This window comes from Agrococcus casei LMG 22410 (genome assembly GCF_900163565.1).
In the GTDB taxonomy this organism is placed as follows: domain Bacteria; phylum Actinomycetota; class Actinomycetes; order Actinomycetales; family Microbacteriaceae; genus Agrococcus; species Agrococcus casei.
The window spans coordinates 49,795-70,291 of sequence record NZ_FUHU01000010.1 but is presented as its reverse complement, the minus strand read 5'-3'; the positions used below and the strand labels follow the sequence as shown (position 1 = coordinate 70,291).

Here is a 20,497-nt window from a genome sequence, read left to right as displayed (position 1 = left end):
GATCAGCTGGTGGGAATCAAATAGCGCGAGTCTCCATCAGACCCAGGGCGCTTCATAGTCCGCATGGGATTGCGTGTTGTAGCGGCATTTTTGCTAAGAGCTACGCGACTATTGACCCATTTGGACGCGCATTGGGAGAGCGGTTATCTGCAGGATGGCCATGTCGTCTTGGAAGCCTTTACTCGCGCTCATCCACTGGCCCTGATACGCCAGGTGCTTCTGCCTTATGATTCATTTGATAGCTGAAAAATAAGTCATCCGTGGGAGAAGTACGTGCTCGAGGCAAAGGCAAAAGCTAGGTTCACTAAAATTGCTGGATCAGCACTCATAATTTCGAGTCTGTTGCTCACATCGGCATGCGCAGACACTGACGCCAGCGTTGATGAACAATCGGAAGTGGTGGAGGCATCAGAGTCCACAGAAGAATCCCCATCAGCTGACGAGACCTTCCTAGAGGATCTCGTGGAAGCTTGGGTTGCTCGGTGGGACCTACTCACCGATCCGGAACAGGCGATACCAGTTGACGACTCGCAGTATGCAGAGAAATACAAGGCGCAGGTAGCAGAGGCTGTGGAACTTGAGCTTGACAAACTTGATCCCTATAGGGGTATTGAGTTCTCCGATGACGACCTCGGGGCACGCGCGGCAAACTACATCGGGCTCCTGGACGACAGCATGGATTCTCTCCAGTACATGAATGTCGACGACAGTAAGTACCAGAGCACTTGGTTTGAAATCTATGACCGTAGGACGATTGCGATATTGGAGTTTGTTGACGTTTACGAACTCGAAGTTCCCGAGCAGCATGCAAATGTCATCGTAGATATGCGATTAAATGCAGAGTTGGCTGAATCTAGGGGCGAGATTGAAGAGTCGCTAGCGGACGCCTTCTGCTCCTTGGATTGGTATCTGGTCGACTCTGGATACGGCTCCTTTGACTACGAGGCAAACGTTACCAATCCCTTGGACATCGACTTTTCGTCTGTGTGGGTTGATGTATCGCTGATTGACGCCGACGGCGTCAATCGCGGCACGGAGTTCTCATCCATCACTAACTGGCGAGCCGGCCAAACTGCATTAATTGAGCTCTACTTTCTAGACAGTCAGATCTCGAATTTTGACATTTCAGTGCAGTGGGAGACGTCTGACGGAGGTTACGGCGAGGCGTCATCCCTATGTGATTGAACTGCACGGTCAGTTGGAGCGCAGGGGCGGCGGTAGGTGAACTTGGATGCGTTCACGAGCTCATCTGAACCGCAGTGGCAGAAGCTACCGTGGCAATGCGAATCACTGCTCCAGGGTCATTTACGGGCGAGAAGTCTGGCAAAGTACTGTACTTTGCCAGACTTTTTCGACCTAACTGAGGAAGGTGGCTGGGCACCGCCCGCTACTCAGGCGGCAGCGACGGGCTCGTGTAGAGCACCCGGCCATCGCGCACCGCGGCATAGACCGACGCGAAGTCCGCTGGCGCCGGCGCACCATCTGCCTCGAGCACCGTCAGGTTCGCACGCCTGCCGACCTCTACGACACCGAGGTCGTCGCGGCGCATGAATTCGGCAGGCTCCGTGGTGAGAGATGCGAGCACTGCCCGCGCATCCATCCCCGCCTGCTCCATCGCCGCGAACTCGCCGCCCGTGTCTGTTGTGCTCATGTAGCCGACGTCGGTTCCGAACAGCACGCGCCCGCCGGCAGCGATGAAGCCGCGCAGCGCCTCGCGAATCGGCGCCAGATAGGTGTCGTCGTCGGTCACTGTGGCGGCGAACATGTGCAGCGTCGGCACCACCCGAATGCCGCGGTCAGCAGCCTCTCGCAGCAGCGCCGCGGTTCCCTCGGTCTCGTCGGGAAGGTGCGCCAGCGCATCCACACCTGCCAGCAGGGCGACTTCGGTGCCCTCGCGATTCGACGGATGCGCGAACACCCTGAAGCCTCGAGCATGCGCGGCGCGCACAGCAGCTCGAGCGACCGACACCTTCATCGGCTTCACATCGGTCGGGGTCACGTACGAGCCGGTGAACAGCTTCGTGATGCCAGCGCCGGCTGCGGCCTGCATGCGCACGGCAGTTGCAGCGCCGATGGGAGTCGACGGGCCCGGCATCGCCCAGTGCAGATATCGCGGAACATCGGCTGCGACATAGAACGGCATGCCCCGCCACGGACGGATGCCCGGCCCGGCAGTCACGATCTCGGGTCCGCGCAGGTCGTCGGTGTCGATGCGCTCGATGAGTGACTTGGTCGTCTTCGGCGACGACGCGAGATCGAGCACATTCGTGAACCCGCGGGCGAGCAGCATGTCATCGATGAACGGCTGCAGGTGATCGGCGGTGTCAGTCTTCGAGCGGTGCCAGGGGGAGCCCGTGAAGTGCACGTGACAGTTCCAGAAGCCGGCGGTGAGCACGCGGCCGCCGAGGTCGAACGAGAGGGTTCCGGCGGGAGGCTCGGCGCCGATTTCGGCGATGTGGCCGTCGCGCATCAGCACGGTGGTCGGCTCGCTCAGCTCAGCATCTGGGCGCGACCAGATTCGTGCACCTGTCAGCACGATGTCTGCGCTCATGAGACGAGCTTAGTGAGTCGTGGATGCCGGCGGGACGTGTTCACGAAAAGCCGGGATGCGGCGAGGAGCTTCACCGTGCGAGGATTTCGGCGGGCGGGGTGTGGTTTCGTGACGCCGCTGCGCGGCTTCTCATGACGCGGCGGCGCGGTTCGTCATGCCGCGACCGCCTCGCCACCGAGCCAGCCTGCGGGATTCGCCACGAGCATCCGCTCGACTGCCTCCGCGCCGACTCGATCCCGCAGGCGAGGCAGGTACCGCTCGCCCAGGTACTGCAGCCCCGGCATCCCGCCGTACGCTGCGTAGCGCGAAGCCCGCGCGACGTCGCCGCCGAGCAGCACCCGGTTCACACGGCGCTCGAGCACCGCTGCGGTCAGCTCGAGCAGCTCGGCATCAGAGCGAGTCTTGGGCCTGGCCATGCCGTCGTATCCGAGCCACGCACCGCGCGCCATCAGATCGTGGTGCAGCCCGGGGTCAGGGTCGCGATCGGCATGCGACAGCAGCACCCGCGACTCGGCCACCCCCAGTGCCGCGAAGCGGTCGAGCACCTCGTGTGCCGCCGTGCAGAACTCGAGATGCACGAGAACCGGCACCCCGGTCGCCTCGTGCACGGCACCGACGGCCTCGATGGTGGCCGACTCAGACTTCGTGATCTGCCAGTAGTCGATGCCGACCTTCGCGATGCCGGCCCGCACATCCGTCGGCGCACCGTCGACATCGCCAGCAGGAATCCCCTCGACGACATCTCGCATGAATGCTGCCGAGCGCTCCGCGGCAGACAGCTCGACAAGACCCCCGTAGTGCGCGTCGCGGTGCATGCCGGTGGCCGCGATCAAGTGCAGGCCGGATGCGCGCGCAACACGGGCGAGTGCGTTCGGCTGCCGTCCGAGCCCCAGGGGAGTCGCATCGACGACCGCGTCGAACCCGCTGCCGCGAAGCAGCTCGAACTCGCGAGTGCTCAGCGCCTCGTCGGCGAGCTTGTCGCCCGGTAGCAGCGGCGACACCTGAAAGGCGTGCTCATGCGCGTTCACGCGGCCGAGCTCAGCCACGGCGACGTCGCCCAGCACCGTGCGGGCGTGGCCGGGCTGGATGCGAGTCATGCCCTGGAGCCGTCTGCGATCTCAGCCAGGCGGTCGACGCGCTCGGGTGTCATCTCGACGTCGAACACCTCGCCGATCACCTGCGTCCAGCCGTGGATGAAGTAGCGCCAGCCGTCGTGCACGCTGAGCCCGCGCGGCTCCTCCTGCGTGCGCGCCTGCTGCAGAAACTCGAGCGAGCCGCGGTAGTTGAACTCCCACACGGTCGCATTCTCAGGAAACAGCACGCCCTCGGGCACGGGGGAGCCCGGGCGATCCTTGCCGAGGCCCGAGGCGTTGACCACGAGTGATCCCTCAGGCGCCTCCTGCAGCAGCTCGGCGGTGTCGGCGGCGGGTCTGGTCACGAGCAGGTCGGGGTCGGTGCCGCGCGCGGCGTGCACTTCGCGCAGGTGCTCGAGCCGCTCAGGCGAGGAGTCGGTCACGATGATGCGGCCGGGCAGGTCATCGCGCTCGGCCAGAGCCCAGCTCAGTGCGAGCCCAGCCCCGCCGGCACCCAGGATCACGGCGTCGCGGTCGCCGTCGAATCCGTCGGCGGCGAAGATCTCGTCGAGTGCGAGGCGTGCCGTCAGCGGGTCCTTCGCGTGGCCGAGCAGCCGCCCGTCGCGCTTCGAGATGCTCGAGACCTCGCTGCACGCGCGGGCGAAGTCGTCGAGCTCGTCGAACAGGTCGCTCGCCGCCTCAAACACCGACATCTTGTGCGTCGTGACGAGTGCGCCGCGGTGTTCGGGGTCGCCCTTGATGGCCTCGACGGCGGCGCGAAGCTCGGCAGCAGGTGCGTCGAGTGCGACATCGACCCCCTCGAGCGTCTGCGTCGGCAGGCCCAACTCAGCAGCCCATTCGGGAAAGATGCGCATGATCGACGACGACCCGGTGGTCACGCCGATGAACGCCATGCGCTCGGTCATGCTCGTGCCTTCTGCAGCGCAGCCGTGAACTCGCCGGCAACCGCTTCGATGCCGTCCCAGTCGCGCTCTGCGAGCCGTGCGCTCGAGACGAGGTCGCTTCCGGCTCCGACAGCCAGCGCCCCTGCAGCAAACCACTCGCCGAGGTTCTCTGCCGAGACGCCGCCTGTGGGCATGAAGTGCGCATCCCCGAACGGACCGCGCAGCGCCTTCAGCAGCGGCGGCCCGGCGAGCGCGGCCGGGAACAGCTTGACGACATGCGAGCCGAGGTCGAGAGCGGTCATGACCTCGGTCGGCGTCAGCGCGCCGGTCATGACGGTGAGGCCGGTTTCGAGCATCGCCTCGGTGACCGCGGGCACGGTTCCCGGCGAGACCAGAAACTGGGCTCCCGCATCGGCTGCCGCTTCGGCGCGCTCGGCCGACGTCACGGTGCCGGCGCCGATGTTGGCGCTGTCGCCGAACTCGGCGACCAGCTCGCGAATCGCGTCAGGTGCGCCGGGGGTCGAATACGTCACCTCGATGCCTGTGATGCCGCCGCGGATCAGTGCGCGAGCCGCTTCGATTGCATGCTCGGCATCGGGGGCTCGAAGCACGGCGAACACGCCTGTCTGCTGAACCTGCTGCAGTCTGTCTGTCACGATTGCTCCTTCATCTGACGGGGTTGGGCGGCACGCGGCCGTCGAGCACGGCGAGGGCGTTGTCGACGGCGATCGATCCCATGCCGTCGACCGCCTCGACGGTCTGCGCGCCGAAGTGGGGGGTGACCGTCACGCGGTCGGCGAGGTCGTCAGCCAGCAGCGGAGAGGCCGATCCAGCAGTGTCTCCGTGCAGCGTGTCTGCCGCGAACGCGCGAACCCGGCCGTCGCGCATCGCCGCAGCGAGCGCATCCTCGTCGACCAGGTCGGGGCGTGCGGTGTTCACCAGCACGATCGGATGCTGCAGTGCGGCGAGCCAGGCGGCATCGACGACCGTCTGGCCGCCAGGTGCGTGCAGCGAGACGATGTCGCTCTGCTGGCCGATGGTCTCGAGGGTGGCGCTGCTGACGCTGGCCGCTGCGCAGTCCTCGTCGCTGAGGAACGGGTCGTGCGCGATGACCGAGCTGCCGAAGCCGCTGAGCCGCTGCGCGACCCCGCGGCCGATGCGACCGAAGCCGACGAGGCCGACGCGCTGGCTGCCCAGCTGCCTGCCGCGGATGACGCTCCAGTCGCCCGAGCGCACGCCGCGGTCGCCCGCGGTGATCGAGCGCAGCGCCGTCAGTATGAGCGCGACGGTGTGGTCGGCGACAGCGTCGGAGTTGGCGCCCGGGGTGTTGGTGACGACGATGCCGCGCTCGCGGGCTGCCGCGACGTCGACCGCCTCGGTGCCGACGCCGTAGCGGGCGACGACCTTGAGGCCGGGGGAGGCGTCGAGATGCTCGGCGGTGACGGGGCCCGTGCCCGCGACCCAGGCATCGGCCTGGCCGAGGGCCTCGCGAAGCTCGTCGATCTCGTGACTCGACGGGCCGCGCAGCACCGTGTGGCCGGCCGCCGCGAGCTCTGCGGTGAGATCGCGATCGCCAGACCCGAATGAGCGGCTGGTTGCCAGAATGACTGCCATCTAGTTGTCTCCCTGATTCATCCAAGGCTCGAGTGCGTCATACGCACCCTGAAACCGTTCGAAACGCTCGCGGTATCGCTCGTGCGCCCGCGCATCCGGCGTGAACTCGGCGACTGCCTTCGACAGGCTGCGCGCTGGCGAGAAGTCGTCGGCCATGCCGAGTCCGACGAGGCCGACGACTGCGGCTCCGAGGCTGTTGGCCTCGCCGACGACGCTGCGCCGACGCACGGTCGCGCCCCACACGTCGGCCATGATCTGCAGCCACACGTCGCTCGCGGCACCGCCGCCGACTGCGTCGATGTGGTCGAACTCGTGCCCGCCGTCGCCGAATGCGCGCAGGCACTCGGCGAGGTTGAAGGCGACGCCCTCGAGCACGGCGCGGGTCATGTGTGCGCGGCCGTGGTGGCGGCCGATGCCGACGAACGCGCCGCGGGCATGGGTGTTCCACTTGGGCGAGCGCTCGCCCAGCAGGTACGGCAGAAAGTAGAGGCCGTCGGTCTCGGCGTCTTCTGTGCTCGCCTGGTCGACGAGGGCGTTCAGCGTGGCGCCCGAGGGGTCGGGCGAGAGCAGCTCGTTGATCCAGGTGGCGGATGCGCCGGCAGCCTGCATCGTCGCCGTCGGAACCGTCAGCCCCGGCACGACATGCTCGAACGTGAAGGTGCGCATCGACGGGTCGAGCAGCGGCTTCTCGGCTGCGAACGAGATCCACGACGAGGTGCCCATGGCGATGTACGCGCCGTCTTCTGGTGCCACGACGCCTGCTCCGACCGCCGCGATCGGGCCGTCGCCGCCGCCCATGACGATGCGGGTGTCGCGGCTGAGGCCGGTGGCATCAGCGGCTGCCGCAGTGAGGGTGCCGACCACGTCGGTCGACTCGAGGATCTCCGGAAGTAGCGCCGGGTCGATGTCGGCTGCCGCAAGCGTCTCCCGCGACCACTCGCCCTTGGTGATGCCGTACGCGTTCGTTGCCGACGCATCCGACCGGTCTGTCGCCAGGCGACCCGTCAGGCGATGGATCACGTAGTCCTTCGCGACGCACACGTGCCGCACCTTCGCGAACGTGTCGGGCTCGTTGTCGCGCACCCACATGACCTTCGCGAGCGTGTAGGTCGGATTGATGCGGTGGCCGTGCAGGTTGTACGCGGCCTGTTCGCCGAGTCGCTCGTTCAGCTGGTCTGCCTGTGCGGATGCGCGAGTGTCGGCCCAGATGATCGCCGGACGAACGGGGCGGTGCTGGGCGTCGAGCAGCACGGCTCCCATCATCTGGCCGCTGATGACCATGCCGGTGATGCTGGCGGGGTCGGCGCCCGATGCGCTGATCAGCTGTGCGGTCGCCTCGAGGACGGCGCTGTGCCAGTCGTCGGGATCCTGCTCGGCGATGCCGCCGGCCGCGAAGTTCGCCGGGTAGCTGACCGTTGCGGAGTGCAGGAGCGTGCCGTGCTCGTCGTGCAGCGAAGCCTTGTTGCCGGTGGTGCCGAGGTCGTGTGCGATGAGCATTTCGGGGCCTAGAACTCGCGCAGCTCGAAGCCGTCGGTGACTGCGTAGGCGCGCTTGCCCATGCCGTGCTCGAGCACCCAGCCGTAGTCGTGGCCGGCGCCGCCGGGGTAGACCGCGAGGAACTTGTAGGGGTCGGCGCCGACGTTGACCGAGCGGTGCGCCCAGCCCGGCGGGATGTAGCCGATCGTGCCCGGAACCATGTCGATCCACTGCGTCTCGGTGCCGTCGAACATCAGCAGGCCGCCGGTGCCGTGCAGAGCGAGGTAGATCTCGCCCTGGTGGTTGGGGTGCTGGTGGCCCTTTGTCATCCAGAACTCGCCTGCGGTCGTGCCGGCCTCGATCGAGGTGATCGACTGCGGAAGCTCGCGGTCGACCTCGGGCACCGGCGTCGACTGCACGCTGTAGACGACGGGGTCGCCGTCTGCGACGGCCTGCTGCCAGGCGTCGTGGTCTTTGAAGAGGCCATCGAGTGCGCTCATGCGGCGCGTGAGCGTGGGGCCTTCGGGGGTGAGCGTTGCTGCCTCGGCGTCGAACTGGATGGCGAACGGTGAAATCGGCGGCGTTGCGAATTCCGGCATGGCGTTCCTTTCGGGACGGAGGGGCGCGTTCCTTGGCCCAACTTGTAATTACAGGTTACACAGCGTTGGTGTTTGCCGCATCCCTTTGGCGATTCTGCGTGCGTTTCAGAAAGTGCTGGCACCGGCACGCGATCGCTGTTATGTTTACGGTTAACCGTCACCGGTTCGCAAGACAAGGACGTTATGCACCATCAGACTTGGGAGCAGTCATTCGACTCGCTCGCCCCCGCACCAGCGCTGGGCCACCACGTGCTCGCGCAGCTGCGCCGCGCAATCATCACCGGTGATCTGGCAGCCGGCACTCACCTCGTCGAGTCGAAGCTCTCGGCCACGTTCGACGTCAGCCGCGGTCCCATCCGCGACGCCCTGCGCCAGCTGCAGGTCGAGGGCCTCGTCGAGTCGCGCAGGCGCGGCACCTACGTTCGCGGCCTCACGTCCGCCGACATCGAAGAGCTCTACATGATTCGCGAGCTGCTCGAGTTCGCGGCCGTCCGTGCCATCTGCGAGCGCGAAGGCGTCGACCTCGAAGGCGTCAAGGCAGAGCTCAGGCGGATGCGCGAAGCATTCGAGGCGGGCGACCGACAGGCGTTCGCGAGTGCAGACCTGCAGTTTCACACTGCCTTCTACGATGCGGCCGGCTACCCCCGGCTCTCTGCGGTCTGGGCGCAGTACCGCCCGACCTTCGCCGACATGCTTGCCGTCACCAACGCGCAGGACGGCGACCTCGCCCCCACGCTCCGCGATCACGAGCTGCTGCTCGAATCGGTTGCGGGGGGCGACACCGAAGGCACGCTCGAGATCCTCGGCCGACACATCCAGGGCTCGCTCGACCGCATGCGCAGCGCGTACGGCGCGAAGACTGCGTAGCCGCCACAACGACGAACACGACAGCACGACAACCAAACAACGAAGGAGTTGCTGACAATGCGAAAGAAGAGTCTCATCACGGGAGTGGCAGGCCTCGCGGCCCTCGCGCTCGCGGTCTCAGGCTGCACGCCAGTTGCCGAAGAAGGCGGCGAGTTCCCCGAGAACGACATCCGCCTCATCATCCAGGCAGATCCCGGAGGCGGATCCGACCTCTCGAGCCGTGCACTCGCAACCGAGCTCGAAGGCCAGCTGGGTGTGAGCGTCATCCCCGAGAACATGCCCGGCGCATCCGGCGCCATCGCCATGGAATACGTGGGCGAGCAGGCTGCCGACGGCTACACGATCGGCTTCGCGCCGGTCGAGGTGGCCATGCTCAACACGACGCAGAACGCCAACGTGCTGCCCGAGAACTACACGTTCATCGGCCAGATCATGCTGGCTCCCGGCGTCATCACCGTTGCGGCAGACAGCCCCTACGAGACGCTCGAAGACCTGATCGCAGCCGGCAAGGACGAGGCGCTCACAGTCGCCAACTCCGGTGCGGGATCGATCTGGGAGGCAGCTGCTCTCGGCATCAACAAGGAGGCCGGCACGCAGTTCACGCCTGTCGCATACGACGGAGGCGCGACTGCAGTCTCGGCCGCGGCATCCGGTGAAGCAGACGCCGCAGTGTCGGGCGGTGGCGAAGCCATTGCCCAGGGCGATGCAGTGCGCATCCTCGGTGTCATGCACGACGAGCGTCTCGAGCAGATCTCTGACGTGCCGACCTTCCAGGAGGCCATCGGCGCAGACATTCAGTTCGGCGGCTGGGGCGGCATCTACACAACCAAGGACATCCCCGAGGATGTTCGCGCGACGCTCGAAGAGGCCGTTGCCACTTCGGTCGAGAGCGACTCGTACAAGGAGTTCCAGGAGAACGCCGGAAACCTCGTCGTCTACAAGGACAGCGAAGAGTTCACGGCATTCGTGAACGAGCAGTTCGAACTGTACAAGGAGCTGCTGGGCTAGACCCGGCACCGTTCGAAACACCGTTGCGGGGAGGGTCTCCCGGGCCCTCCCCGCACATAGATCAGGCAATCGCAGACTTGGAGGGTGTTCTGATGACTGACGCAGCTGTCATTGCAGATGACACCGAATCGCCGAATCCGTCGCGCACCATGGAGATCGTCGCAGCAGCGGCATCCCTCGCGTTCATGGGCCTCGTGCTCGGGCTTGCGCTCAACATCTCGCTTCGCGCCGAGGCTGGCCCCGGCCAGATCGATGCGAAGTTCTGGCCCACGGTGCTCGCGATCACCGGCATCGGCCTCTCGCTCGCTCAGCTCATCGTCGCCGTCGTGCGGCCAGCGCCCGAACGCGAAGACCTCGATGCCCTGCAGTCTGGCGGCTACCGCCGCGTCGGCGCCACACTCATCGCCACAGCGCTCTTCGTCGTCGCCTGGAACATCGGCACCGTCATCGCCTTCGGCTACCGCATCGAGCTGTTTCCGATCGCGGCGACCATCTTCCTGGCAGTGCTCATCGCCGTCTACGGCGCTCGCGGCTGGAAGGCCTACGTGTTCTTCCCGCTGCCGATGGCCCTGCTCGCCTACCTGCTCTTCAGTGTCGTATTGAGGATCCCGCTGTGAACCAACTCATCGAAGGACTCTCGGCCCTCGCGTCGATCGAAGTCGTCCTCTGCCTGCTGCTCGGCCTGGGCCTCGGCCTGCTGGTCGGCATGTTCCCCGGCATCACCGCGACCATGGCGGTGGCCCTCGCGTCGGGCTTCACGCTCACCCTCGACCCGGTTCCGGGCCTATGCGTGCTGCTGACCATTTATGTGGCTGCCAACTTCGGCGACCGTGTGCCGAGCATCCTCATCAACACTCCCGGAACCCCCGCATCCATCGCCACCACCCTCGACGGGTATCCGATGGCCAAGCAGGGCAAGGCAGGCCTCGCGCTGACGATGTCGGCGTTCGTGACCGCTGGCGGCGTGCTGCTCAGCATGGTCATCTTCATTGCGGCCGCGGTGCCGATCGCGACGATCGCCCGTGACTACTTCAGGTCGCCCGAGCTGTTCGCTCTCGTCGTATTCGGCCTCACCGTCATGATCGGCATCGCGTCGAATTCGGTGCTGAAGGGTCTCATTGCCGGCGTCATCGGCCTGCTCATCGGTTCGGTGGGCCTCTACTCGGCAACGGGCGATCAGCGCTTTACGTTCGGCATCTCAGAGCTCTCGGGCAGCGAAGGCGTGTCGTTCCTGGCTGTGATCATCGGCCTCTTCGGCGTCACCGAGCTGTTCGACCAGATGCTCACCCACAGCAAGAGCCAGATCAAGCCTATCTCGGCGCTCGGTCGCTGGTGGCCGAACAAGGCGGAGTTCAGGTCGTCGCTCAAGCCGTTCGCCGTTTCGTCGGGAGTCGGCCTCGTCGCAGGACTTGTGCCCGCAGCAGGTGGCGACATCGCCGGCCTCATCGGCTGGGACCGCGTGCGCCGCATGTCGAAACACCCCAAGTCGTTCGGCAAGGGCAACCTCGAAGGCGTCGTCGCAGCCGACACTGCTTCGAGTGCGACCCTCGGAGGATCGCTGACGACCACGATGGCGCTGGGGATCCCCGGCGACTCGGTCATGGCTGTCATGATCGGCTCGATGCTCATCTGGGGCCTCAACCCCGGCCCGCAGCTGTTCACCACCCGCCCGGACCTCGTCGTGACGATGGCCGCGATCATGATCATCGCGGTCGTGCTGTCGCTGATTGCGAGCATCGTGCGCATGAAAGGCATGGTGAAGCTGCTCGACACCCCCAACCACTATCTGTGGCCGACCATCCTGCTGTTCTGCATGCTCGGCACCTACGCCACGACCAACTCGATCTTCACGGTCGTGACCATGCTGGTCTTCGGTGTCGTCGGAGTCGTGCTCAAGCGCGTCGGAATCCCCGCGGGCCCGGTCGTGCTCGGCCTGCTGCTCGGCCCCATCGCCGAAGAGAACCTCGCCCGCACGCTCGTGCTGCAGCAGGGTCGCGGCTTCTTCGAGGTCTGGAGCCCGATCGCACTGGCCTTCCTGGCGCTCGCGGCGATCTCGCTCATCGTGCCGATGCTGCGTCGACGCAAGGGCTCGACGCTCGAGCAGAAGGTCGCAGACGAACTCGCGCAGGCAGAGACCAGCGCGCTTGACAGCTACAACGAGAAACAGGAGAACACCAAGTGAGCACAGCATCAGCACCCGAGGTCATCACAGCGGTTCCGGCGGCCTTTGCGGCAGACGGATCGGTCGACATGGAGAGCTCGCGCGCGATCCTCGAGTTCGTCGGCGCCTCTGGCAACGAGGGAGCATTCGTGCTTGGCACGACGGGTGAGTTCGCAGCACTGACGGTTGCCGAGCGCAACGAGCTTGCGGCGCTTGCGGTCGAGGTGTTGCGCGAGCGGATGCGCGTCATCGTGCACGTCGGTGGTGCGAGTCTCTACGAGGTGAAGCAGCTGATTGACGGCGCACGTGCTGCCGGAGCAACCGAGATCGCCGTGCTGACGCCGCACTACCTGCCCGTGACCGATGGGGCTTTGCTCGAGTTCTTCACGGCTGTCAACGACTACGCCGACGGGTTGCGGGCCTTCGTGTACGTCTACCAGAAGCGTGCGAACAACTTCGTCTCGGTCGAGCTCATGCGCCAGATCGCTGGCCTGTCGAACTTCGTGGGCGCCAAGGTGAGCGAGGAGCCGCTCGAGCTGCTGGCCGAGTACCGTGCGGTCGTGGGTGACGACTTCGTCATCTACACCGGAGCCGACCGCGACATGCTGCGGGTTGCCGACTATGGCGCCCAGGGTGTCGTCTCGGGTGTCTCGTCGGTGCTGCCGAAGCCGTTCCGCGGATCGTCGCAGGCCGAGATCGATGTCGCTGTCGATGCCATCGCCGGAGACATGGAGCGGATGCGCACAGCACTCGAGCTGCAGGGTGTCAGTGCCGGCACCTCGAGGATGTCCATTGCCAAGCCCGATGCTGATGCTGTCGCTGCTGTCCGCGCAGCGGTGGAGCAGGTGGGCTGAAGCGGCGCAAACCGTCTCGCGAGATGGAAAAGTCCCGACGAGATGCCATCTCAACGGGAGTTTTCCATCTCGCGGCGAGATGCCGCTCAGCTCGCTGGGTCGACGCGCATGCCGTAGGCGGTCGGCACTGTGCTGCCGATGTCGAACACGAAGCTCGACATGTCGCCGCGGTGCAGCGCGACGAAGCTCTCGATCGGCACCCCTGAGCCGTCGCGAGTGACGCTCGCCAAGCGCATCGCCGGGCTGTCGGGCTCGACTTCGAGCAGCTCGGCCGTGCGCGCATCCGCCATCACGGCGTCGAGCACGCGCTGTCCGCTGACGGCCATGACGCCCTCCGCCTCGAGCGCCCGGTACAGCGACCCTCCCTCGAGGTCGGCGTCGTCGAGCAGCTCGCCGACAGCTCGCGGAAGCCACGTCGTCGACAGCGACCAGGGCAGGCCGTCGACGAAGCGAAGCCGCTCCAGCACCAGCACGTCGGCACCCGGCTCAAGTCCGAGCTGGGTGGCGATGTGCGCATCCGCGGGCACGTATTCACGCAGCAGGATGCGCGAGGTGACGGTTCCGCCGCGCTCGGTCACGTCTTCGAAGAGCCCGGCGAGCCGGTTTGCGATCGTCTCGCGGGCTTTGGTCGCTGACAGGAACGTGCCTTTGCCCTTGACGCGAGTGATCATGCCGTCGTGCTCGAGCGACCCCAGGGCCTGCCGAACCGCAGTGCGCGAGACGCCGAAGATGCGGCATAGCTCGTACTCACCCGGAATCGCGTCGCCCTGCACGATCTCACCGGCTTCGACGGCGGCGATGATCGTGCGGCGGATCTGCTCGTAGTAGGGCAGCTCGCTGTCGCGGTCGATCGCTGAGACGGTCGAGCCCCAGCTGCCGGATGAGTCGCTCATCGGCTCGTGCGGAAGGCATCGACCTCGGCTGCCTCGGGCAGGCTCGGCGATGCGCCGCGTTTGGTGACGGCAAGGGCTCCGGCGGCTCCTGCGCGTTCGATGGCCGAGCGCAGGTCGGCGCCTTCGGCGAGGCCGGCGGCGAGGTATCCGGCGAAGGCGTCACCGGCGGCGGTCGTGTCGACCACGTCGACCTTGTGCGGCTCGAAGAACTCGGTCGAGTCGGGTTCGACCAGCAGGCTGCCGGCGCCGGCCAGTGTGATGAGGGCGCGCTTCACGCCGCGGTCGAGGAACCACCGGCCAGCAGTTTCGGCGCTTGCTGCGTCGGTCACTTTGATGCCGGTGAGCAGCGTCGCCTCGGTCTCGTTCGGCACGACGAGGTCGATCAGCGGCCAGATGCTGTCGTCGAGCTCGTGTGCGGGGGCTGGGTCGAGGATCACGGTGAGGCCGCGCTCGTTTGCACGGCGAATTGCGTGCATCGTGAGTGTGAACGGAATCTCGAGCTGGGTCAGCATCACTGCGCTGGTGGCGGCGAAGTCGTCGAAGGCGGTGTCGATCTGCTCTTTTGACAGGTGAGCGTTGGCGAGCGGCACCATCACGATGTCGTTCTCGCCGGCCGCGTCGACACGGATGTGCGCGATGCCGGTCTGGTCGTCGACAGCGCGAAGGTGGGTGATGTCGACGCCTGCGTCTCGAAGGCCGCTGGTCACCAGGTCCTGGAAGAGGTCGGTGCCGACGCACCCGACGAATCGCGCATCCGCCCCCGCACGCCCCGCTGCGACTGCCTGGTTCGCGCCCTTGCCGCCGAGCACCAGAGTGAACGCGTCGCCGAGGAAGGTCTCTCCCGGTTCGGGCAGTCTGGATGAGAACGTGGTGACGTCAGCCGTCACCGATCCGACGACGAGAACCGCACCGCGGTCTGGGCTCTGGACTCCGCTGGCCATGAGCGCTCCGATCTTTGATTGACAGAGGGATGATCCTGTCATTACATTATCGGGCATCCCCCTTCTCAGCCATTGGAGTCGCCGATGATCGACCGTTCTGTTCGCCTGTTTGCCGACTCTGCTGATGCAGATGCGGTGCGGCCGCTGCTCGAGGGCTCGCTTGTGCACGGGGTCTCGACGAATCCGACGCTGCTCGAGCGTGCTGGGCGCACGACCGACGACATCGCGGTGCTGGCGAAGGAGTGGACAGACCTCGGAGCACGCGAGGTCTTCGCGCAGTCGTGGGGCGAGTCAGAAGACGACATCGAGCGTCGTGCGCGCGGCATTCTCGAGCTGGATGCGCACATGGTCGTCAAGATCGCTGCGACTCGTGCGGGATTCGCGGTGGGGTCGCGCCTTGCTCGTGCCGGGCATCCGGTGCTGCTGACTGCCGTCTACACGCCGGGCCAGGCGCTCGCGGCGGCATCGAGTGGCATTCGCTATATCGCGCCGTACTTGGGGCGGATGCGCGACGCTGGTCTCGGGGACATCGAGACACTCGCGCGCATGCAGAGTGTGTGCGGCTCGAGTGGCACTGAGGTCTTCGCAGCTTCGGTGCGGACGCCCGAAGACATCGTGCAGCTGGTCGACGCCGGCATCACTGCGATCACGGCCAACCCGACGGTGCTGTGGGAGCTGCTCGCGCATCCGGCCACTGAGGCGTCGGCTTCTGACTTCAATGCGGCTGGCTCGATCGTCTGACCCCGCTCAGTTCGCGGCGTCCCACGCGGCGTCGAAGGGGTCCTTCTGAGCTGCCTCTGCGGCTTCGGCCTCTGCCTTCTGTTCGCAATCGGCCGCGATTCTGGCTGCTTCGGCTTTGAGGCCGATGTCTGCCGCGCGCTTCATCATCGGAATCGCCACTAGGGCAGCCGCGATCACCAGCACCGTGAGATGCACCGCGGGGCTCAGGCCGCTCTTCTCGATCCAGCCGAGGGGCCCCGGGGTGAATCCGTCTGACCACCACTGAGTTGCGAACTGTGCTGTAGCTCGACTGAGCCCGACGATGACGAGGGCGACGACAGTGACGATGAAGCCTGCGCCATAGGCGATTGCAGCGCTGAGGGGCAGAATGTGGAACACGGCGGAGGCCGCAATGATCGCCAGAAGACTTGCTGCGGCGATGCCGATGAGCTGCGGTGCGCCATGCGTTGGCAACACGAGGCGGGTGACTTCGTTGTCGAAGCTCACGATGGCGCCACCGTTGATGGCGATTCTTCGCAACTCGAGAAAGCCAACGCCCAGCGCATAGAGCGCGCCGAGCAGCAGGCCGAGATTTCCCCAGATGATCGTCTTCACTCTTGTTCGCGTCCTTGTGTCGCCGGGCCGGTGCCGACATAGTTGAGAGGTGAATACTTTATTCTTACACGGAGTACTCTATACACTTCTGGTGCCGGCGGTCATGGTTGCTCTGTTGCTGCTTGCCGAGCGGATCGTCAGGCACTGGATTCGCATTCTCGACGACAAGACCAGGCGCAGCAGGCTTCGTTACGCGGCGGCAACGGCTGAAGGAGGCGACCGCTGATGGGCAGCGACTTCGGATTCGTCGCTGGGCCTGCTGCCTGGTCACGAATCCTCTACATCGGCATTTGGATCGCCATAATCGTCTGGGCAATCGTCGCGGTCATTCGCATCGGCAATGCGTTGAAGCGTCTCGCGGATGCACGAGAGGCAGAGACTGCAGCGACAGTCCCCGGGGCGGTCGACGAGCCCCAGTGAGCGACATCCGAAAAGACCGCATCCGCTCGGCCTCTCGTGGTGAGAATCCGGATGCGCGGGCCCTGGCAGAACCCTGAGACAATGCTCAATGGGCGCCAGGATGCACTGCGTGACGCGATCACTGAAGAGATCGGCGCTCTGCGTTGAGAACAAGGAGGCAGGCGTGCGGTCGGTCACGAGGCGTGATCTCTGGATCTCGGCTGGGCTCGCATTCGTCGCGGGCTACGTCGACGCCGTCGGCTTCATCGAGACTGGTGGCCTCTTCGTCTCGTTCATGAGCGGCAACTCGACGCAGCTCGGCATCGAAGTGCTTGACGGCGGCGTCGAGACCGCAATGGTCGCAGTGGGCCTCATCGTCGCGTTCGTGATCGGCGTGATCATCGGCGGGCTCGCGGCTGGCCACCTGCGCGATCAGCGTCGCTGGGTCGTACTGGGGTCTGCCGCAGCGCTCGCAGCAGTCGCAGGCCTTCAGCTGGCCGGTGTCGACTCCTCGTGGCGCTTCCTGCTGATCGCCGCCGCGATGGGAGCGCTTAACACTCTTTACCTCGCAGATGGCCGGGCCCGAGTCGCGATCACTTACGCCACTGGCACGCTCGTGAGCGTGGGACTCGCGCTCAGCGCACTGCTGACCCGCACATCCACGACTGCTTGGCGACGCCCGCTGCTGCTCTGGGGAGCCCTCGCCGCAGGAGCAGTCGGGGGAGCAGGCGCATACCGACTGGGCTCCGAGACAGCGCTGTTCGCTGCCGCCGGAGCCCTCGTCGTGCTCATGATCGTGCTGTCTGTGCAGCGACGCGTGAGCCGCATCGGCAGGGCGCATCACAGCTGAGGCGCTACTGAGCGGTGCCGGCCTCGCCGTCGCGAATCTGCGACAGATTGCGAACGCGCAGGTCGTCGAGCATCGTCACGTGACGGGGCTCGAGCTCGTCGAGCGACGCGACGCCCAGCAGGCGCATGACGCGAGCCACCTCGTCGCTCAGGATCGCGAGCGTGCGGTTGACGCCTGCGCGACCCCCGGCCATGAGGCCGTAGAGGTATGCACGACCGATCTGCGTGTAGCGGGCGCCGTGTGCAACCGCTGCCACGATGTCGGCGCCAGACATGATGCCGGTGTCGACGTGCACCTCGAGGTCGCTGCCGACTTCGCGCACGACTTCGGGCAGCAGCCTGAACGGCACGGGTGCGCGGTCGAGCTGACGGCCTCCGTGGTTCGACAGCTGCACTGCGTCGACGCCGAAGTCTGCAAGCCTGCGAGCGTCGTCGACCGACTGCACGCCCTTGACGACGAACTTGCCCTTCCACAGCGAGCGGATCTCGGCGAGGTCGTCGAACGTGATCGAAGGGTCGAACATCGTGTCGAGCAGCTCGCCCACGGTGCCGTCCCAGTTGCGCACGGCAGCGAACTCGAGCGGCTCAGTCGTGAGGAAGTTGATCCACCACTCGGGTCGGGGCGCCGCGTCGAGCACCGTCTTGAGCGTCAGCTGCGGCGGAAACGCCATGCCGTTGCGCTTGTCGCGGTGACGTGCACCGGCGACCGGGGTGTCGACCGTGACAAGAAGCGTGTCGAAGCCTTGCTGCTGCGCGCGTTCGACGAGCTCATATGACCTGTGCCGCTCGCGCATCATGTAGAGCTGGAACCACAGCCGCGCATCCGGAGCCGCCTTGCGAACCTCTTCGGGGCCGGTCGTTCCGAGCGTCGACAGGGCGAACGGAACACCGAAGGCGCTCGCGGCAGCGGCACCCGCGCGCTCGCCGGCAGCGTGCATGAGACGCGTGAACCCGGTCGGTGCGATGCCGAACGGCTGTGAGACGCGCTTGCCGAGCACATCCCATCCGGTGTCGACGTTCGTGACGTCCTTCAGTACCGACGGGTGAAATTCGACGTCGCGAAACGCGTCATAGGCGCGGCGCAGGCCGACTTCGCCTTCAGCGGCGCCGTCGGTGTAGTCGAAGGGCCCCTTGGGTGTGCGCTTCTTGGCGATCTTGCGCAGATCCCAGATGGTCTGTGCCTTCTCGAGTCTGGCCTCTGCCGGGTTCTGCAGCGGATTCGAGAACTTCATGAAGCTTCTGAGGGTCTCGATGTCGGGCAGCTGACGCTTCATGTTCACTCCTTGCGCAGACGCAGCTCTTGCATGCCGCCGTCGACTGCGAGGCTGACGCCCGTGGTCGAGGTGGCGCGGGGGCTCGCGAGGTATGCCACAGCGTGTGCGACCTCGTCGGCGCTGACGAGTCGGCCGTGCGGCTGACGCGCCTCGAGCTGCGCGCGCTCGTATGCCGGGTCTTCGGCTGCGCTGAGCAGTCGGCCGACCCAGGGGGTGTCGGCGGTGCCGGGGCTGACGGCGTTGACGCGAATGCCTTCGCGCAGATGGTCGGCTGCCATCGCGCGGGTCAGCGACAGCACTGCACCCTTCGACGCCGAGTACAGGGCACGCTGCGGAAGTCCCGCAGTCGCACCGATCGAGCTGGTGTTCACGACGGCAGCGTGGTCGGATGCGCGCAGCAGCGGCAGCGCAGCACGGGTCACGCGCGAGATGCCGGTGACGTTGATGCTGAAGACGCGTGCCCACTCGGCGTCGTCGTTGCCGGCGATGTCACCGGCTGCTCCGATGCCTGCGTTGTTTACGACGATGTCGATGCCTCCGAGCGCATCCGCCGCGGCCGCGACAGCTGCGTTGACGCTCCCGGTGTCGGCGACGTCGCAGGTGAACTGCAGCGGCTTCGCCTGGTCAGCGTTGAGGTCGAGCACTGCGACAGCTGCTCCCTGCCGCTCGAGCTCCGCGACGATGGCTGCGCCGATGCCGCTTGCACCGCCCGTGACGATGGCCTTGAGGCCTGCGAACTCGCTCATGCGGTCGCCTCGGCTGACTCGGCTGCGGGTGCTGCGAATGCCTTGACTGCGTGGCGCTGCACGCCGAGCCCCTCGATGCCGATCTCGACGACGTCGCCGTCCTTGAGGTAGTCGAAGCGGCCCGAGAGGGCGACGCCCTCGGGGGTTCCGGTGAGGATGAGGTCGCCGGGTTCGAGCTGCATGAACTGGCTGAGCTCGAACACGATCGTGCCGACGTCGAAGATCAGGTCGGCAGTTGTCGAGTTCTGGCGGCGCTCACCGTTGACGGCGCTCGTGAGGCGCAGGTTGCGCAGGTCGACCTCGTCAGGAGTGACCAGAATGGGGCCGAGCGGTGTCGAGCCGGGGGTTGCCTTGCCCTTCGACCACTGGCCGCCCGAGATCTCGATCTGCCAGGTGCGCTCCGACAGGTCGTCTGCGACGGTGACGCCTGCGACTGCCGCGAGGCCCTGCTCAGGTGAGTCGAGCAGCCACGACTGCTTGCCGACGACGAGTGCGAGCTCGACCTCCCAGTCGAGCTTCTTCGCGTGCGGGGGCAGGGGCACCACGTCGTCAGGGCCGACGACCGTGTTGGGGTGCTTGAAGAAGATGACGGGCTGCTCGGGAGGCTCGGCGCCCGACTCAGCAGCGTGGGCTGCGTAGTTCATGCCGATGCAGACGACTGCCTGCGGACGCTCGATCGGTGCACCGATGCGCAGGCCCTCGCCATTGACTTCGGGGAGTGCTCCCTTGTCGAGCGCTTCGACGACTGCGTCGAGCTTGCCGAAGAGTTCGGCACCGACGTCGGGTGCAATCGCTCGCAGGTCGTAGGCGGTGCCGTTGTGGAGGACGACGGGGGTCTCTTCGCCGATGGGGCCGAGCCGGGCAAAACGCATGATGCTCCTCAATAGGTCTGATCTCTTGGGCAGTCTACGCCAAGAAAACACTGCGCAAAAGACAGGAACTGCCGCAAACC

Annotated in this window: 23 protein-coding genes; 10 read left to right on the top strand and 13 right to left on the bottom strand. The window is 66.0% G+C overall.

The features are described from left to right. Positions 1-273: 273 nt before the first annotated feature. The gene (locus tag CZ674_RS02270) at positions 274-1,185 is read left to right on the top strand and encodes an FxLYD domain-containing protein (RefSeq protein WP_143244598.1); all 912 of its coding nucleotides are present in this window, start codon (positions 274-276) and stop codon (positions 1,183-1,185) included. 202 nt (positions 1,186-1,387) lie between these two features. On the opposite strand, the gene CZ674_RS02265 is transcribed toward CZ674_RS02270, so the two are convergent. From CZ674_RS02265 to CZ674_RS02235, 7 genes are all read right to left on the bottom strand, one after another. Next, positions 1,388-2,551 (bottom strand): amidohydrolase family protein, encoded by a 1,164-nt coding sequence (locus CZ674_RS02265; RefSeq protein ID WP_086990865.1) that lies wholly within the window; start codon positions 2,549-2,551, stop codon positions 1,388-1,390. 152 nt (positions 2,552-2,703) lie between these two features. Further along, positions 2,704-3,648 (bottom strand): phosphotriesterase family protein, encoded by a 945-nt coding sequence (locus tag CZ674_RS02260; protein WP_086990864.1) that lies wholly within the window; start codon positions 3,646-3,648, stop codon positions 2,704-2,706. Then, positions 3,645-4,550 (bottom strand): shikimate dehydrogenase family protein, encoded by a 906-nt coding sequence (locus CZ674_RS02255; RefSeq protein ID WP_086990862.1) that lies wholly within the window; start codon positions 4,548-4,550, stop codon positions 3,645-3,647. The genes CZ674_RS02260 and CZ674_RS02255 overlap by 4 nt, the downstream gene beginning before the upstream one ends. Then, a complete protein-coding gene (locus tag CZ674_RS02250; RefSeq protein WP_086990860.1) occupies positions 4,547-5,185 on the bottom strand; it encodes a bifunctional 4-hydroxy-2-oxoglutarate aldolase/2-dehydro-3-deoxy-phosphogluconate aldolase in 639 nt (212 codons plus the stop codon). The genes CZ674_RS02255 and CZ674_RS02250 overlap by 4 nt, the downstream gene beginning before the upstream one ends. A gap of 10 nt (positions 5,186-5,195) precedes the next feature. After that, a complete protein-coding gene (locus tag CZ674_RS02245; RefSeq protein WP_086990858.1) occupies positions 5,196-6,143 on the bottom strand; it encodes an NAD(P)-dependent oxidoreductase in 948 nt (315 codons plus the stop codon). Continuing rightward, positions 6,144-7,640, bottom strand: a complete 1,497-nt coding sequence (gene xylB / locus CZ674_RS02240) for a xylulokinase (RefSeq protein WP_086990856.1) — start codon at positions 7,638-7,640, stop codon at positions 6,144-6,146. It lies immediately after the preceding gene. A gap of 8 nt (positions 7,641-7,648) precedes the next feature. Next, the gene (locus CZ674_RS02235) at positions 7,649-8,218 is read right to left on the bottom strand and encodes a glucose-6-phosphate isomerase family protein (RefSeq protein ID WP_086990853.1); all 570 of its coding nucleotides are present in this window, start codon (positions 8,216-8,218) and stop codon (positions 7,649-7,651) included. 183 nt (positions 8,219-8,401) lie between these two features. Between CZ674_RS02235 and CZ674_RS02230 the strand changes: the two genes are divergently transcribed. From CZ674_RS02230 to CZ674_RS02210, 5 genes are all read left to right on the top strand, one after another. Continuing rightward, on the top strand, positions 8,402-9,085 hold the full coding sequence (locus CZ674_RS02230; RefSeq protein WP_086990851.1) for a GntR family transcriptional regulator: 684 nt from the start codon (positions 8,402-8,404) through the stop codon (positions 9,083-9,085). A gap of 57 nt (positions 9,086-9,142) precedes the next feature. Then, positions 9,143-10,093 carry a tripartite tricarboxylate transporter substrate binding protein gene (locus tag CZ674_RS02225; RefSeq protein WP_086990849.1) on the top strand — a complete coding sequence of 317 codons (951 nt, stop codon included), beginning with the start codon at positions 9,143-9,145 and terminating at the stop codon, positions 10,091-10,093. Between the two features lie 92 nt (positions 10,094-10,185). Continuing rightward, a complete protein-coding gene (locus CZ674_RS02220; protein WP_086990847.1) occupies positions 10,186-10,710 on the top strand; it encodes a tripartite tricarboxylate transporter TctB family protein in 525 nt (174 codons plus the stop codon). Then, positions 10,707-12,275, top strand: a complete 1,569-nt coding sequence (locus CZ674_RS02215; protein ID WP_086990845.1) for a tripartite tricarboxylate transporter permease — start codon at positions 10,707-10,709, stop codon at positions 12,273-12,275. The genes CZ674_RS02220 and CZ674_RS02215 overlap by 4 nt, the downstream gene beginning before the upstream one ends. Further along, entirely contained in the window at positions 12,272-13,108 is an 837-nt protein-coding gene (locus CZ674_RS02210; RefSeq protein ID WP_086990843.1) for a dihydrodipicolinate synthase family protein, read from the top strand. The genes CZ674_RS02215 and CZ674_RS02210 overlap by 4 nt, the downstream gene beginning before the upstream one ends. An 86-nt stretch (positions 13,109-13,194) precedes the next feature. Here CZ674_RS02210 and CZ674_RS02205 read toward each other — a convergent pair whose 3' ends face one another. Together CZ674_RS02205 and rbsK are read right to left on the bottom strand one after the other, a co-directional pair. Then, positions 13,195-14,001 carry a GntR family transcriptional regulator gene (locus CZ674_RS02205; protein WP_086990840.1) on the bottom strand — a complete coding sequence of 269 codons (807 nt, stop codon included), beginning with the start codon at positions 13,999-14,001 and terminating at the stop codon, positions 13,195-13,197. Continuing rightward, positions 13,998-14,942: a ribokinase gene (gene rbsK, locus CZ674_RS02200; RefSeq protein ID WP_086990837.1), complete on the bottom strand. Its 945-nt coding sequence runs from the start codon at positions 14,940-14,942 to the stop codon at positions 13,998-14,000. The genes CZ674_RS02205 and rbsK overlap by 4 nt, the downstream gene beginning before the upstream one ends. Before the next feature lie 84 nt (positions 14,943-15,026). Between rbsK and CZ674_RS02195 the strand changes: the two genes are divergently transcribed. Continuing rightward, the gene (locus tag CZ674_RS02195) at positions 15,027-15,683 is read left to right on the top strand and encodes a transaldolase family protein (protein ID WP_086990835.1); all 657 of its coding nucleotides are present in this window, start codon (positions 15,027-15,029) and stop codon (positions 15,681-15,683) included. Positions 15,684-15,689: 6 nt separating this feature from the next. On the opposite strand, the gene CZ674_RS02190 is transcribed toward CZ674_RS02195, so the two are convergent. Then, positions 15,690-16,277, bottom strand: coding sequence for a hypothetical protein (locus CZ674_RS02190; RefSeq protein WP_086990832.1), 588 nt, complete (start codon positions 16,275-16,277; stop codon positions 15,690-15,692). Positions 16,278-16,380: 103 nt separating this feature from the next. Here CZ674_RS02190 and CZ674_RS14500 point away from each other — a divergent pair, with 103 nt between their 5' ends. The 3 genes from CZ674_RS14500 (at position 16,381) to CZ674_RS02180 (ending at position 17,526) form a co-directional block, all read left to right on the top strand. Further along, positions 16,381-16,503 carry a hypothetical protein gene (locus CZ674_RS14500; protein WP_268802377.1) on the top strand — a complete coding sequence of 41 codons (123 nt, stop codon included), beginning with the start codon at positions 16,381-16,383 and terminating at the stop codon, positions 16,501-16,503. Continuing rightward, on the top strand, positions 16,503-16,697 hold the full coding sequence (locus CZ674_RS02185) for a hypothetical protein (protein WP_086990830.1): 195 nt from the start codon (positions 16,503-16,505) through the stop codon (positions 16,695-16,697). Before CZ674_RS14500 ends, CZ674_RS02185 begins: the two co-directional genes overlap by 1 nt. A 109-nt stretch (positions 16,698-16,806) precedes the next feature. Continuing rightward, positions 16,807-17,526, top strand: coding sequence for a YoaK family protein (locus tag CZ674_RS02180; RefSeq protein WP_234988382.1), 720 nt, complete (start codon positions 16,807-16,809; stop codon positions 17,524-17,526). Between the two features lie 4 nt (positions 17,527-17,530). Here CZ674_RS02180 and CZ674_RS02175 read toward each other — a convergent pair whose 3' ends face one another. Genes CZ674_RS02175 through CZ674_RS02165 form a run of 3 tightly spaced genes read right to left on the bottom strand, consistent with a single transcriptional unit; the run spans position 17,531 to position 20,417 of the window. Then, positions 17,531-18,799, bottom strand: a complete 1,269-nt coding sequence (locus CZ674_RS02175; protein ID WP_086990828.1) for an alpha-hydroxy acid oxidase — start codon at positions 18,797-18,799, stop codon at positions 17,531-17,533. A gap of 2 nt (positions 18,800-18,801) precedes the next feature. Then, complete coding sequence (locus CZ674_RS02170) at positions 18,802-19,545, bottom strand: SDR family NAD(P)-dependent oxidoreductase (protein WP_086990826.1); 744 nt, start codon at positions 19,543-19,545, stop codon at positions 18,802-18,804. Beyond that, positions 19,542-20,417 carry a fumarylacetoacetate hydrolase family protein gene (locus CZ674_RS02165; RefSeq protein WP_086990824.1) on the bottom strand — a complete coding sequence of 292 codons (876 nt, stop codon included), beginning with the start codon at positions 20,415-20,417 and terminating at the stop codon, positions 19,542-19,544. Before CZ674_RS02165 ends, CZ674_RS02170 begins: the two co-directional genes overlap by 4 nt. Positions 20,418-20,497 lie beyond the last annotated feature (80 nt).